Source organism: Corynebacterium sp. MSK004 (assembly GCF_030232515.1).
Classification (GTDB): domain Bacteria; phylum Actinomycetota; class Actinomycetes; order Mycobacteriales; family Mycobacteriaceae; genus Corynebacterium; species Corynebacterium hesseae.
On record NZ_JASPKB010000001.1, the window covers coordinates 138,758 to 152,923 of the forward strand.

The window sequence follows — 14,166 nt, forward strand, 5'->3', positions numbered from 1 at the left end:
CCGAAGGGGCCTGCTTCCCTCACTACATATACTCGAAAGCTAGCCGCCACGCTCAAGGGTCAGATGAATAACTTTCATTCCCCCTCCCAGAATCCGCAGGCCACAGTGCGTCGAGACTGTGGACTGTGACATCGATGCGCTGATTTTCAGCGTGTTCAAGATGCATAATCACCGAGCAGGCTGCGTTATTGAAGAGCGCGCTGGGGATGGACGCGGATGTCCTGCCTAGCGGTCTCGGTGGCCTTGAAAAATGCGTCTATGGGAGGAAGATTCAGTTCTGAAAGAAAACGCACTGCCATCGGTGAAGGCACATACCACGTTCCTCTCGCCGAAGCACGCGGCGATGGTCCTTACGCTCGAGATAAAACCAAAAGTCCTGCCTCCTTACCCGACGGACCGGACGCGGTACGCCCCTGACCCGCGCTGAGCGCAAGGCCGTACAGGAAGTAATGAAGTTCTTCTCCGCCAAGTGCGCTTCTCCTTTGAAACTGCCCTATCCTACTGTGGCAGCAGTTGCGATACACATTGTAGAGCATCGCACCGGCACGGAGGGTGCATTTGTTCACGCGCTCGTCGACGAAGCTCAGGTTTTCCACGCCGGCCACTGGAAATTCCTCCGCGTATTGGCGAAGCGCAATCCAAATGAAATCTTTATCACTAGAGACTCTCACCAGCGGAATTTCAGTCAACGTCCGGTACTACAAAACTTCGGAATCGAATCCCGCGGACGAGTTCCTCAAAGCAGCCCGTTAAGTACCGCACTACAGTCCAGAGCCTGGGCTATGCCAAAGCCATCTCAGAATTCACTTGGTGGTCGAACTCCGAAAAGAGGGTGGATAAGCTCACCGGCTACCACTCCGCGTGTCAGAGCAGGTCGTTCCCATAGATATGTTGACCCGCGCCAACCAGTGCAAGGAGGGGATTGCTCTGCAGCTAGACAAACACGGCGTAGCGGTCAGCGCCATTTCATCGGAGAGTCCAGTCACTGTCATAACCATGCACAATGCCACGGGATGAAATTCACGCAGGTTATACTCCCCTCCTCGACGCAACCGCAAGAGCCCTTCCACAGCGATATCTGCTCAAGGAACTTGCTCCTGCTAAGCCTGACGAGGCACTCCAGTACACAATCAAGCACTCCCACACGTAGCGGGCTCACGCACCCGCTACGCGCCCCTTGTCAGTGTTGAGGGGCTGCGTTGAAACTGCTTGATTGCAGAAGCTAGAAGTAGACGGAGGAAAGAAGATCGACTCTTCAAATCAGGGAGTGCCCGAATCTTCAGTAAGTAAGAAAAACTAACCCCTGTATGGGGGTGCTTCTACGACTCATCGGTTGATTTTCAAAAAGTTAGCAAAAATGGAAAAGTGGCTAAAACTCTCCTGTAACCACTATTTTCTCGCAAAATCGACAATCTACATCTTTAACACTCCGCAACTTTAACGTAACTTACCGCACATTCACACTATGACGTGACCATAATCCTACTAACCGATTTGTTGGGATGAGAATTACAGAAAGGGCCTTCTCCGTAATGGAAGTTCTAGGTGCAATAAGTGGAGTGCTTTGGTCACCGGCACTAGTTGTATTACTGCTTGGTGCAGGTTTGTATTTTACGATTGCGACGAAGGGGGTACAGATTCGATGCATTCCCAACATGCTAAGGCAGATTCGGAGCTCAGAGAAGTCATCTTCCGGAATCTCGTCACTTGAATCGCTCATGGTGTCCCTAGCCGGCAGTGTTGGCATTGGAAACATGGCTGGCGTAGCGACAGCAATCGCTTTTGGTGGTCCGGGGGCAGTTTTTTGGATGTGGGCCGTTGCAATCATGGGTGCCGCTTCATCCTTCATTGAATGCACATTAGGGCAAATCTATAAGGAGAAGGACCGCGATACTGGTGAGTATCGTGGTGGTCCGGCTTACTATATTGAAAAAGCGTATCGCGGGACGAAGATTGCACCCTTCATGAAGGCTCTAGCGGCCATCTTTGCGCTGGTAGTCACTCTTTCTACGGGATTCTTCTTGCCGGGGATTCAGTCGAATAGTGTAGCTGCAGCACTAGATAACGCTTGGGGGATTAATATTACGGTCTCAGCAGTGGTTCTCACCACTGCGATTGCAATCATCATCATTGGTGGAATTAAGAGGATTGCGAACTTCGCTTCTCTTGTCGTTCCACCGATGGCAGGGTTGTATATCGTTTTCGCAATAGTCATCCTGTGCGTTAACTTCGAACAAATTCCAGAGGTCTTTGGGCTAATTTTTAGATCTGCTTTTGGGCAGGAGCAATTGTTCGCTGGGCTCTTGGGCTCCGCGATTATGTGGGGCGTCAAACGAGGTGCCTACTCCAACGAAGCTGGGCAGGGAACTACTCCTCAGTCAGCAGCTGCAGCAGAAGTTTCACATCCTGCAAAGCAGGGATTTGTGCAGTCTTTCGCGGTCTACGTCGATACATTGTTTGTTTGCTCCGCGACGGCATTCATCATCATTTCGACAGGGATGTTTAAAGTTTTCGAACAACCCTCAGAAGAGAGTCCCGTCCGCTACCGCGGAAATCTTCCTGAGGATGTAGCAGTTGGTCCAGGTTTCATTCAGAACGGGCTTGATACCGTCCTGCATGGTTTTGGATCGTCCTTTGTGGCGATTGCGATTGGGTTCTTTGCCTTTACTACCGTTCTTGGTTCCTATTACTCGGCAGAAGTGAACCTTAGCTATTTCAATCGATGGGTAAGCAGTCTGAAGGCCCGACGGGGACTCATATGGACATTAAGGATTCTATTGCTGACATCTGTCTTCGTAGGGGCAGTTTCTACTCCGACAGTCGCTTGGGCACTTGGAGACATTGGCATGGGCGCTACGGCTTGGATGAACATTCTCGTCATTCTTGCTCTTCAAGCACCGGCGATCACCTGTTTGAAAGACTATGTGGAACAGAAAAAGCGTGGAGTGGACCCAGAATTTGATCCTAAACGTGTCGGTATCAAAAATGCTGACTTTTGGGAGGAGCGAAGCCAAAATCTTGGTTCGGCGGAGCGCATTCACTCAGAATCTGTTGTAAGACAAAACTCGCAGGAAGACGATCCAGGAATAACAGTTACAACGTAAGTAGAACAGAAAGGGAGAATTATGATTACTGTCATTCAACCAGACCCCATCGTAGGTTTGGATAGGTTTGAAAATTGGCTAGACGATGAGTACGAAATTGTCCCTCCAACACCTTCGCTTGAGGACTGCGGTGATCGAATCATCGTGCTTGGTGGAAGGATGAATGCCATTGATGGTGATTGGTTGGAAGATCTGCGCCAGCTATTGATTGAAGCCGTATCCCAAGGGGTTCCGGTTCTGGGGATTTGCCTAGGACATCAAATCCTTGCGACAGCGTTTGGCGGGGACGTCAGTTTAAACTCGGGTGTAGAGGACGGACCATTCAAAATTAAACTAACCGAAGAAGGCCTCTCTGACCCGATGTTTTCGGAAATCAAAGGTGAGTTTTTGGCAGCAGAATCGCACTACGACTCTGTCACCAAGATCCCCGAAGGTGCAGTGCTGCTGGCATCCAGTGAAAACGCAATTCAAGCATTTCGGATCGGTTCCGCGGTTGGAGTTCAATTCCATCCTGAGGCGTCGCCGAAAACTATGGCCTACTGGGCTACGCTTTCCGACCAAAGCGAAGAGGAAATGCTCACCAAGATGTCCGCTGTAGACGATCGGATTGTCGCAGTTGGGCAAAGCACTGCTAAAAACTTTAGAGACCTGTAAGGCCCGTATTTCCGGTTGGGTTGAGCGACATCTCAAAGTGAAGGCGAGTCCATTTCGAAGTCTTGAAGTTGTTTGCCTTACTACGTTGTTAGCAGTTCCGCTTGAGGGAACCCAGGACTCGTAAGCCTTGACCCATGCTGGGTCAGGCTTTGTTTATCTGCGTTCCTTCTGCCTTGTGGCAGTGAGACTAGTCACTAGCTCCGGAATGGTTTGTTTTCGTCCCTGCCTGAAAATAATCCGGGGTAGGGCACCCTCAAAACTGTAATCAACCATGCACACGTTTCTTTTCCGGATTTAGCACTGCAGTCTCATTCTCTCTCACTGGTGCGAAATCGGTTCCACCCACTCAAGCATCCGTTAGCCCGAATTAGTCCCTAACAGCGGTGGACTGCCGACATCGAGGTAGTCGAGATCGGCTCCGCGGAGTTGGGCCGCGGGCGCGGCGGTGGGCACTGCATGACCTGCCTTATTGTGCGTGATGCGGTGGATTATTAGAAGGTTCCCTGGGCAGTGTTCCTACGGTGTCGCGCCGCGCATTCCCTTCTTCCAACCACCAGTGCGCGTATCCCATAAAGTCAAGAGACCGGGTCTGCACTGACCCACCCACACGGGGTTATACAGAAGTTTGTGTACGAAAGATCAATGGGCTGGCCAGCAAATACTTAACGCCACTAACTTTCTTCAAGCGTCGTAAGCCGTTTTCTATATCCATTGTCTACCCCCTGCATGCCTCCTAAAATAATTGCGGATTCTACAAATCTCTCACTTTCGCTTAATAAAATATAAGGACGGTACACAGGTGCTCTCTAAGGGACTGCGCGCGCTTGCACCACTGGTGGCAACCGCGGCATTAGTTACCCCCTCGGCACAGGCGGCCAACATTCCGCCCATGCCACAGGCCTACCCCATCACCAACCTCTACAAGAGCTGCAGCGCAGCAGGTGAAGACAACGCCACGCCCGAGTGGCACTTCGCAGAGACCGGCCGCCGCTACTTGAGCGACGGCACCCTGCAGTTTAAGAACACCACCGATCAGGACGTGCCCTATACCGCCTCCATTGAGACCGGCACCAACCACAAGATCGAGGCCAACTCCAAGGCCGCAATGCCTTCTGGCTGGGATACCACCGCTAAGTCCGATATCGGGCTGAAGCTGTCCAACGGCTGGCACGACAAGGAAACCTTCGGCCCCATCACCTTGAAGCCGGGCGAGTCCTTCCGCGTGGAGTACGGCGTGGTGGAGAAGGACTTCATCTCCATGTTCGTCGGCTGCAACGACGACCGCCTGGAAAACCTCCCCGGCGCCAACGTCATCCGCGGCAAGGGCCCGGCTGAGCGCTATGCCTTTGCCTACATCATCAAGGCCGATGGTTCGATTTCGGACTTGGCCATGGAGATTCCTTCCCGCTCCCCGGGCGCGAACTCCAAGCCCGTTGAGGGCAACTACACCTCCGTGTCCGGCCCGAGCTTGGAAAAGATTGCGGACCCGAAGAAGGACGAAATCATGCAGCCCTCTGAAGAGCTGCAGCGCGATCCGTCCTGGCCCAAGGAAGGTGAAACCTGCAAGAGCGGCGATAAGTCCTGGTATCCGCTGGACATCACCGCTGTGAAGCCGACCTTCCGCAAACCGGGTTACTCCACGGACTTCCTCAACTGGTCCAAGGGTGATTACGAGTACGCGCCGGTGACCGACTTCGTCGTTGGCGCGGAGCACGCGCCGTACACCAACTGGCGCGGCAACCGCGGCGATATCCCGAAGGGCTGGCTGGAGTCCGTCGGCGCGGTCAAGCGCGCCTACATGCCGGTGGGAACCGAACTCGAGCACATCGACTTGGCTCCCGGTGAGCGCGTGCGCGTGGAGTACGGCACCACTATGACTCGCATCGACTACCGCGAGTTGCACTGCGGCAAGGACGGAAAGTACAGCTTGACCTCCAATTACAAGCAGACCACCGCGCCGAGTGGATTTTGGGCGGAGGCCACCATCACGGGCAAGGACGGTTCCACCCGCACCGAGGACGTGACCCCGGACGAGTACCGCAACCTTCCTGTTCCGACCCAGACCATCTACTAATCCCCCATTTGCTTCCCAAGGAGAAATCACCATGTTCAAGACCAAGATTGCTTCCACCACCGCTGCCGTTGCCATCGCCTGCGGCCTGATCACTGCCCCAGCCGCCAACGCTCTCCCGGCACGTGACCTGGGCCCGGCTAACCCGACTACCATCGGCGAGCAGTGCTCTAACCCGGGTGATACCGGCCAGACCGTCAACATCAAGCGCACCTACTTCGATGGCTCCGCCGGTTCCTGGACCATCTCCAACTACAACGACGAGCCGCTGCCGGTAACCCGCTCCATTACGGAGACCAAGACCAAGACCTGGAACGTCTCTGCCGGCGTTGACTTCAAGCTGCTGGATCTGATCAACTTCACCTTCTCCTCCAGCTACACCGACTCCCAGTCCTACGAGGTGGGCGAGCAGGTCGGCCCGTACAACATTGCTCCGGGTAAGACCGCTGTGCTGCGCGCCGGCTGGGTCGTCTCCGACTTTGAGGGTCAGAAGACCATCTGCGGTTCCGACCACACCTGGCAGGCCAACGGCGGCACCTTCACCGCTACCCTGCCGAAGGAGCGCCACATTGAGGTCTCCACGCGCGACAACAACGATTGGGGCTAAGGCGTGCTAAAGAAGTCCATCGCGAGCACCTGTGCCGCACTCAGCCTGCTGGTGGCTGCTCCTGTAGCCCACGCTGCCGACTTCGGCGGGGACTTCGAGTTACCTCAGCGCTGGAATGATGATTTCCAGCCGGGCACGCACTGCTCGACGCCCGGTGAGAACGGCACCTACGTCACTGCCAAGCGCCGCTGGTTCAAGCAGACGGACGCCACCAGCGTGGCCAACCGCAACGCTGAGCCGGTGCCGGTCAGCCACACCGTGACGCAGGCCCGCACCCAGACCATCGAGGTCTCGGGCTCCATCAAGGGCGAGGGCGAGCTGGCCAAGGTGCTCACCCAGACTTACGGTTTCCACTACGTCAGCGAGCAGCACTGGAAGCTCAACCAGAAGGTGGGGCCGTACACGCTGCCGGCCAACTCCCAGGGCAAGCTGGTGTGGGGCTTTACCATGCTCGACACCGACGGCCAGGACGTGCGCTGCAACGCCGACCAGGAATGGGAGGCCGTGGGCAAGCCCTACTCCGCCACCGTTCCGGAAGCGCGCTACTCCGAGCTACAGCTGGGCGATGCCCCCGTCTGGAACTAACCCAGCTATCTCACCCACCCAGATTTTACAAAAGAGGGCACCTTCACACCGCTTCGCAGCGGCTGAGGGTGCCCTCTTTTTGGCGTTTCACAGCATGATCAAACGGCAACGAGAGCATTGCAGAACGGCAACGAAGTTTTTGCAGAATGGCAGCGGGAGCATTGCAGAACCGCAACAGTGCAGGTAGATTTACTGTCATGGCTGATTCTTTTCTACATAGAAACGCACAAGATTTGGCGGAAGAAGTTCTGTCGGATACACCTGTGCTGACTATTTCCGGCGCGCGCCAAGTAGGAAAGAGTACCCTCGTCTATCAATTGCTCGAAGGTAGAGAACACAGGTTCTTTAACCTTGATGAGAGCGCTTCGCTGGCCTCTGCAAAAGCGGACCCAGACGGGTTTGTCAGGCAGCTCCCCGAGGGGACATTGGCCATTGATGAAATTCAGCGCGCACCAGAGTTGTTTCGCGCGATTAAAGGCGCACTCGAAGAAGATCGACGGCCGGGTCGTTTTATCCTTACCGGATCATCCAACCTCCTCAGTCTCACAGGAGCTGAAGAATCTCTCGCTGGCCGCGCAGAAACTATTCGCCTTCACGGCCTCAGCGTGGGCGAACGTTTAGGTATCCACGAAGACTTTGCAGGCCGAATGTGGTCATTAAAAGATGCAAGCGTACAACCCGCATCCGCCCTTTCCCGGGCTGACTACTTCCAGCTCTTCTGCACGCCGAGTTTTCCAGGACTTAGGGATTCTAGTCGGCGACGGCAACACCGGTGGTTCGATGCTTATATTGAGCGAGTCTTGTCAAAAGACGCTGCCGAGCTCTACGGCATTCAATTCCCTGACCGCTTACACAATCTTCTCGCCAAGTTTGCTGCACAAGGCACCGCGGAACTTGTAGCGGCGCACATTGGGCGTGCACTCGACATTCCCGAACGCTCAGTCCCTACCTATGTAGCTGCTCTGAATGATGTCTTCTTGATTAACCAATTACCATCATGGGGAACAAATCTTGAGAAGCGAGCTATCTCTAAGCCTAAGGTCTTCCTCTCGGATACCGCACTGGCCACAAGTCTGGCAGGCCTCGAGCCAGAGGCATTGGAGATGAACATTTCCAGCACGCTTAGCGGCGGCATCTGCGAAGCCTTTGTTGCCAACGAGCTTCTGAAGCAGAAAGCATGGTCATCAGTTGATTATCGCCTCTTCCACTTTCGGACTTCTACTGGCAAAGAGGTTGACCTTGTGCTGGAATCACGATCCCGGGACGTTGTTGGCGTGGAGGTCAAAGCCGCAATGTCGATCCAGCCGAAGGACTTTGCTGGCCTGCGCTATCTTCAGCAGGTAGCTGGTGATTCTTTCCGCGCAGGAATTGTCTTGTACACAGGCAAGGACGTCTTGCCGATGGGTGAAAACCTCTGGGCAATGCCAATCTCGACGCTCTGGCACGGCTAAACCGCGACAACGAACGGCCGCCGCGCGCCATGAGGCCCACCGATATACTGCGCCCATGTCTCACCGCATCTTTTCCGTTCCCTTCGCCGATATTTATCCGCACTACGTTAAGAAGGTAGAGCGCAAAGGCAGGACTGTCAGCGAGCTTCACGAAGTCATCACTTGGCTTACCGGCTACTCGGTTGAGGAGCTGGAACGGGTCCGGAAGCAAAAGGTCACCCTCGAGGACTTCTTCGAGCAGGCCCCGCACCTGAACCCATCCCGCTCCCTCATCACCGGCAGCATCTGCGGGCACCGTGTCCAGGACATCGAGGACCCGCTGATGCAAAATATTCGGTACATGGACAAGCTCGTTGACGAGCTAACCAAAGGAAAAGCCATGGAGAAAATCCTTCGCGGCTAGCTTTCGACAACTACGCTCTTCAAAGCTTTGAGCTTAAGCCACAAAGGGATACGGCGGCGCGGTCTTCTCACGGAAGAAGTAGCGCGCGTGCGTGTGTCGAACGGACTCTAGGCTTTCAGCGCCAATGGCAACGAGCTCAACGTCTGGGTCATCGTTGATTTGATCGAGGTCGTGACGGGCAAGAGTTGCCGCAGTTAGGGATTCAAACTCCGTGACATTCAGTGCACCCGTCGGACGGTGATACTTAATAAGAAAAGCCGGCATACTATTTACTCCCTTCCGACTCGTTTTCTGTCCGTCTCCGGTCGAGCTCACTAATTAGCCTATCCAACATCCTAGAAGTCCTTTGCCGCAATAGCCGGGCTTCACGCAACTCCACCGTTTCCACTGGGCGCTCGGCAAACGGAGAAGAGAGCACATCGAAGTATTTTTCTACTCTATGCGCCACTTCTGAAAGCTCATGCAACGAGCGAACCTGGGTCTCAAATTGCAACGGTACGTGCTCTCCGAACTCAAGGTATCGGATGCCGCGACCGTACAAGTCACCAGCAAGTTCATAAAGGTTAGCCCATCGTGACTGGAGCGCCGTCCGGAGCTGAAACTCAGCCCGGCCTGCCGGAGAGTAAATATGTAAATGGATCGCCCTATACCCAGAGTGCGGCTTTTCTCTCATATCCTGAATTTTGACGCGGTCGGCTCCCCTTTCTTCGAAGTCCTGAGCAAGCAACTCCGCCAGCCTTGATTGTTCAGAGAGCGTCACATCAAAGTCCATTCGCACTCCTGAAAAATCTTGGATGCTCTCTAGCGGGAAGCTCGGCATTCTCCGCAGTTTCTCAACGAGCACCTGCCGAGTCTTGACCCGCGAACCTATAAGGAATCGTGTCGAGTCCGGTTCCACAACGGAATCTGTCGAGCGCTCCAGCGGCACGCTCAGTTCATTCAGTGTCGACGCTGCCAAGGACTCAAGATGGTCACAAAGAGCAGACTGATGTATGAGTATGCGCCGATATAGCTCTTCATCGATCTCTTGCCCAGTGCGCAACGCACTACCTATTCGATGTACTTGTCTCTTACTAAACGTCGTCGGCCTGTTTTCCAAGAACTGCACAGTTCCCCCTTCTTCGATAGTGGCAACCCCCAAAGACGAAGAGCATTGCCAGCATTTTCAGACACCCACACATCCCCCACCCCTTGGATGCCTGCCCTAAAGACTACGAGGGCGACCGGACACCAACACCACGATTTCGCATATATGTTCGACGTTTGCGCTGAAACGCACATCCCACCTTCAGCTTTGCCATACTTGACGCATGACCACGCTAGAAACTTGTTCCAGCGCCTGGGCGAAAGCAATTATGGCCGCACTCGAGCGCGAATTCCCCGCCGCGATGCACCACACGAGCGCTTCCACAGAAGACTGCGACGTGCGCCCGCGCGAGCTGCACCCCAGTTTCTACGGCTGCTTCGACTGGCACTCCAGCGTCCACATGCAGTACTCAGGCGCGCTACTAAACAAGATTCTCGGGCCCGAGTCTCCCAAAGAACTTGCCGCGCTTCTCGACGATCGCCTCAGCACAGAAGCCCTCACCACGGAATACAACTACCTCCTCGCCCACCCCGGATATGAAATGCCCTATGGGCGCGCCTGGCTGCTACAGCTAGCCTCTGTCCGCCCCAGCGAAGCGATGGACAAGCTCGTTGAGCTAACCGCACAGCATTGCCACGACTGGCTTGAATCACTCAACCAACCGGTGCGCCACGGCATGCATTCCAATACAGCCTTCAACCTTTTCCTCATCCTCGAGGCCTCGGAGAAACTCGGACTGGATTCGCTGGCGAGTTCGGTGCGCGAGGCCGCTGTCCGCCTTTTCCGCGACGACCACAACTACCCGCTGGAGTGGGAGCTGTCCGGGCACGATTTCCTGTCCAACGGGCTATCGGAGGCCCTGCTCATGTCGCGCGTTCTGCCAGACTTCACACAATGGTTCGACGGCTTCCTTCCCCACCGCACCGAAGCGCTGGACTCCCTTACACAGATCCCGGAGGTGCTCGATCCAACCGACGGCCGCCTGGCCCACCTCTACGGCCTAGCGCTGACCAGAGCATGGATGCTCGTTGAACTCGCCGAGCATTTCGACGCCTCCGTCCTACCACGCGCCCAAGCACTAGCAGCCAGTGCGCAACCGCAGCTTGTCGACGGCCACTTCATGTCCACCCACTGGCTCATCACCTACGCGCTGCGCTTTCAGTTCGCCGTTGATGCAAGACATTAGCCACAAATAAGGCTTCCTCATCACCAGCCATCCAGGCCGAGAGTTCAGGCCGGCAAGCCAAGACTGCCCCTGCAGCCATAGTGAGCGCATACGGAATAGTTACTTAGCGAGTAGTACTGTAACTTTCTAATTATCGTTCTCTTCAGGAGCTCACTATGGATTCTCGCTACTCGGCACAGCGCGACAACTACCGCCTGCCAGAAGAAGGAATCCGTATTGATCTGCGCGCCGAGCGTGCCCGCCAGAAGGGCTCTACTCACGACCGCGAGAGCACTGCCCCTGAGCGCCCTTCCTACCGCCCGCGACGCCGCCCCAGCCACGATCGCCTAGCTTCGTCCCCGTCGACAACTTCCCCTTCCCGTCGATCCGCTTCAACGTCGGCGCCTGCCCAACAAACGCCATCCCAACAAGCGCCGACCCGAACGACACCGAAGCAAACAACAAAGACTGCACCACGGCGCCAAGCATCGCGCCCGCGAACACCCATCAGCCGTCGCGGGTTGGGAGTTCTCCTTATTTTGGCGATGGTTCTCGTCGGCATCGTCGCCGCGCTCCAGTTCAATAAGGAGCCAGACGCGCCCGCGCCACAACCAACCGATGTGGTTGCGGAACCCGCCGCCGTCATCGAGCCCTCCCCAGCGGTGGAGATGTACATCCCGACAATTGATGTGCGCGCAGAGTTTGAAGAAGGCTCCTGTCGAATCAAAGACAATAAGATCAACCCCGACTCGATGAATAAGGCTTGTACCTACACCGCGGAGGATAAGCCCTATTCGCTCCCTGGTACGGATGCGCAGGACGTCGTGGTGGTCGCCGGACATACCGGTGCGGGAGTACCAGCGGTGTTCAATAACCTCTATGACGGTAGCGCCGACGAGCACAAAGCCTCTGTGGGCGACAAGTTGTACCTGCGCACACAGAACTCCGGCGAGCAATGGCTGGTATACACCGCAACAGATCTGCACGATCCGTCGAAGGACGGCCTTGAGCAGGACGAGAGCATCTGGGGCACCGATGCCCAACCCGGTCGCCTTCTCACTATCAGCTGCATCCAGCCGGCCAACCCTTTGGCTGCTGCGGTGCGCAATGCCGTGGTGGGATGGCAGTTTGAGGGCGTAACCGAAGCTCCTGACCCCGCCGCAGAACAGAGCTAAGCCTGGTGCAGCATCCCCCGTTCAGGGGGATTTCCGCCACTACGCGCAGTTATCGAACATTTTCGCAGCTCAACAGACAACACCGTTCTTATCCTTGCAGGTTAACAGACCTTGCAGCGCCGCCCGTGAGGGCCTCAACCCACCGAACATGCCACCCGTTTGGCACGAAAAGCATCCGCCATGTTACGGAGCGAAATTTCGAAACCCTTGTGATTAATGTGGAAAGTGTGGCTATTGTGGTTCACGTCGGGTTGAATCCCTCTCACATACCTCACAACCCCGCAAGGAGAAGCTTATGAAGCGCATCAACCGCACCCTGACCGCAGCCGTTCTGGCTGGTTCCCTCGCACTGGGCGGCACCGCCGTTGCCTCTGCCCAGATCCCAGCTCCGGAATCGATCGAGGTCGATGGCTTGACCTACGTGAAGCAGGCAGACGGCAGCTACATCCACAAGAACGAACTTGGCGACACCAAGCTCACCAAGGAAGAGGCCGATTTCATTTGGGAGCAGCAGCAGGCTCAGGCGGCTGACGCCGAAGCACCCGAGGAAGATGCACCGACCACCACCAGCGTGATGGCCCCGGACATGGACATGGCAGCCACCGGCGAGGCTACCGCTCCGTCTTCCGTTGACTACCCGATCAACGGCGAGTCCGAGGCTGAGCCGACCAGCGCCGAGTTCGACAAGAAGCAGCTGGCTTGGCTGGCTTTGCCGGCCGCCCTCATCATCGGTGGCGTGACCTGGTACCTGGCCAAGGACGGCAAGACCTACGTGAAGTCCGAAGAGGCAGCTCAGAAGGACGCTCCTTCCGCTGAGGAGAAGGCCGCTTCCGAGAAGATGCTGCAGGAGAACAAGGACGAGGTCATCGCCCAGGGCGGCAAGGTTGCTGAAGGCACCGCCGCACAGACCCCAGCACAGTCCCGCGGTATCTCCGCTGAGACCGGTTCCAACACCGTTGCTCGCGGCCTCGCCGCACTGGCAATCGCAGCGATGATCGCCGCTGGCGCTGTCGTTGCTCGCCGCAAGCTCTTCATCTAAGAGGTTTAAGGCCTAGGGCCAACAGGCAACCCATCCGCGTCTCCCCCTCTCCCTACCGGGGGTGGAGAGACGCGGCTTTTGCGGTTTTATGCGCCCGTTGGGCCACCACTTTTCTGGCCGCACCCCTTGGAGGAAGTTAAAAGATTCAATAGATGAACTAGCACGCAAGCAAGCCCCAAAACCCGAACCACGCAGGAAGTTTCATCCCACCACAGCAAGGCCCGGCGCCATCCGACGCGCCAGCACACCCTGACGCGTTCATGAAAATTTGCGTGGAGTAGCTTAAAAAGTGGAAATAGTTTGACCTATCTCACTATTTCTCGGTTAGTATGTGGGAAGTCGACATCAGTTAACGGTGACAACATCGTCTGATACGGCGTTGACCAAACTTTCCCGATCTAACCCCAGGAGTAAGAAACATGAAGCGCATTTCCCGTAACCTCACCGCCGCAGCCCTGGCCGGCGCCCTCGCACTCGCAGGCGTCACCGCCGCCAACGCTGAAGACACCACCGGCCAGAGCGCCAACGCCACCTCCAGTACCGGCACCGAAGGCGATAACGGCAGCAGCAACCAGGGCGGCGACGCCGGCAGCAGCAACGAAGGCAAGGGCGACCAGAGCAGCGAGGACCAGAGCTCTTCCGACGACATCAAGGGCAAGCTCTCCTCCGAGGACGGCAAGCCTTCTGGGCTGGGCATCGCCGTCATCGTCCTCGGCGTCGTAGGCGCGCTGGCCGCAGCCGCACCGGCCGCAGCACAGGCACTGGGAGTCAACCTCCCGTTCTAATCTGATTCCTGCACCATCGAGCTTCAAACGCGAAGCTCTT

At 56.0% G+C, this 14,166-nt stretch carries 14 protein-coding genes and 1 pseudogene; 12 read left to right on the top strand and 3 right to left on the bottom strand.

Annotated elements, in window-relative coordinates; genetic code table 11:
* Positions 1 to 350 precede the first annotated feature (350 nt).
* Positions 351 to 689, bottom strand: a complete 339-nt coding sequence (locus QP999_RS00625) for a hypothetical protein (RefSeq protein WP_141748952.1) — start codon at positions 687 to 689, stop codon at positions 351 to 353.
* An 843-nt stretch (positions 690 to 1,532) separates the two neighbouring features.
* Here QP999_RS00625 and QP999_RS00630 point away from each other — a divergent pair.
* The 8 genes and pseudogenes from QP999_RS00630 (at position 1,533) to QP999_RS00665 (ending at position 8,875) form a co-directional block, all read left to right on the top strand.
* The gene (locus tag QP999_RS00630) at positions 1,533 to 3,104 is read left to right on the top strand and encodes an alanine/glycine:cation symporter family protein (protein ID WP_284847361.1); all 1,572 of its coding nucleotides are present in this window, start codon (positions 1,533 to 1,535) and stop codon (positions 3,102 to 3,104) included.
* A 21-nt stretch (positions 3,105 to 3,125) separates the two neighbouring features.
* Complete coding sequence (locus tag QP999_RS00635; protein ID WP_284847362.1) at positions 3,126 to 3,758, top strand: type 1 glutamine amidotransferase; 633 nt, start codon at positions 3,126 to 3,128, stop codon at positions 3,756 to 3,758.
* A 390-nt stretch (positions 3,759 to 4,148) separates the two neighbouring features.
* A pseudogene (locus tag QP999_RS00640) lies at positions 4,149 to 4,253 on the top strand (arginine deiminase family protein); the annotation flags it as partial.
* 304 nt (positions 4,254 to 4,557) lie between these two features.
* Positions 4,558 to 5,832 (top strand): hypothetical protein, encoded by a 1,275-nt coding sequence (locus tag QP999_RS00645; RefSeq protein WP_284847363.1) that lies wholly within the window; start codon positions 4,558 to 4,560, stop codon positions 5,830 to 5,832.
* A 31-nt stretch (positions 5,833 to 5,863) separates the two neighbouring features.
* On the top strand, positions 5,864 to 6,436 hold the full coding sequence (locus QP999_RS00650; RefSeq protein WP_284847364.1) for a hypothetical protein: 573 nt from the start codon (positions 5,864 to 5,866) through the stop codon (positions 6,434 to 6,436).
* Between the two features lie 3 nt (positions 6,437 to 6,439).
* Positions 6,440 to 7,021, top strand: coding sequence for a hypothetical protein (locus tag QP999_RS00655; protein ID WP_284847365.1), 582 nt, complete (start codon positions 6,440 to 6,442; stop codon positions 7,019 to 7,021).
* 197 nt (positions 7,022 to 7,218) lie between these two features.
* Positions 7,219 to 8,472 (top strand): ATP-binding protein, encoded by a 1,254-nt coding sequence (locus tag QP999_RS00660; RefSeq protein WP_284847366.1) that lies wholly within the window; start codon positions 7,219 to 7,221, stop codon positions 8,470 to 8,472.
* A 55-nt stretch (positions 8,473 to 8,527) separates the two neighbouring features.
* A complete protein-coding gene (locus QP999_RS00665; RefSeq protein WP_284847367.1) occupies positions 8,528 to 8,875 on the top strand; it encodes a DUF2200 domain-containing protein in 348 nt (115 codons plus the stop codon).
* A 33-nt stretch (positions 8,876 to 8,908) separates the two neighbouring features.
* On the opposite strand, the gene QP999_RS00670 is transcribed toward QP999_RS00665, so the two are convergent.
* Complete coding sequence (locus tag QP999_RS00670) at positions 8,909 to 9,139, bottom strand: hypothetical protein (protein WP_070597191.1); 231 nt, start codon at positions 9,137 to 9,139, stop codon at positions 8,909 to 8,911.
* A gap of 1 nt (position 9,140) precedes the next feature.
* Positions 9,141 to 9,983, bottom strand: coding sequence for a RelA/SpoT domain-containing protein (locus tag QP999_RS00675; protein WP_350309524.1), 843 nt, complete (start codon positions 9,981 to 9,983; stop codon positions 9,141 to 9,143).
* Positions 9,984 to 10,185: 202 nt separating this feature from the next.
* Here QP999_RS00675 and QP999_RS00680 point away from each other — a divergent pair, with 202 nt between their 5' ends.
* From QP999_RS00680 to QP999_RS00695, 4 genes are all read left to right on the top strand, one after another.
* On the top strand, positions 10,186 to 11,148 hold the full coding sequence (locus tag QP999_RS00680) for a DUF2891 family protein (protein ID WP_284847368.1): 963 nt from the start codon (positions 10,186 to 10,188) through the stop codon (positions 11,146 to 11,148).
* A gap of 155 nt (positions 11,149 to 11,303) precedes the next feature.
* Positions 11,304 to 12,302, top strand: coding sequence for a sortase family protein (locus QP999_RS00685; RefSeq protein ID WP_227485844.1), 999 nt, complete (start codon positions 11,304 to 11,306; stop codon positions 12,300 to 12,302).
* Positions 12,303 to 12,597: 295 nt separating this feature from the next.
* A complete protein-coding gene (locus QP999_RS00690; RefSeq protein ID WP_284847369.1) occupies positions 12,598 to 13,341 on the top strand; it encodes a hypothetical protein in 744 nt (247 codons plus the stop codon).
* A 419-nt stretch (positions 13,342 to 13,760) separates the two neighbouring features.
* A complete protein-coding gene (locus tag QP999_RS00695; protein ID WP_284847370.1) occupies positions 13,761 to 14,126 on the top strand; it encodes a hypothetical protein in 366 nt (121 codons plus the stop codon).
* Positions 14,127 to 14,166: the final 40 nt, after the last annotated feature.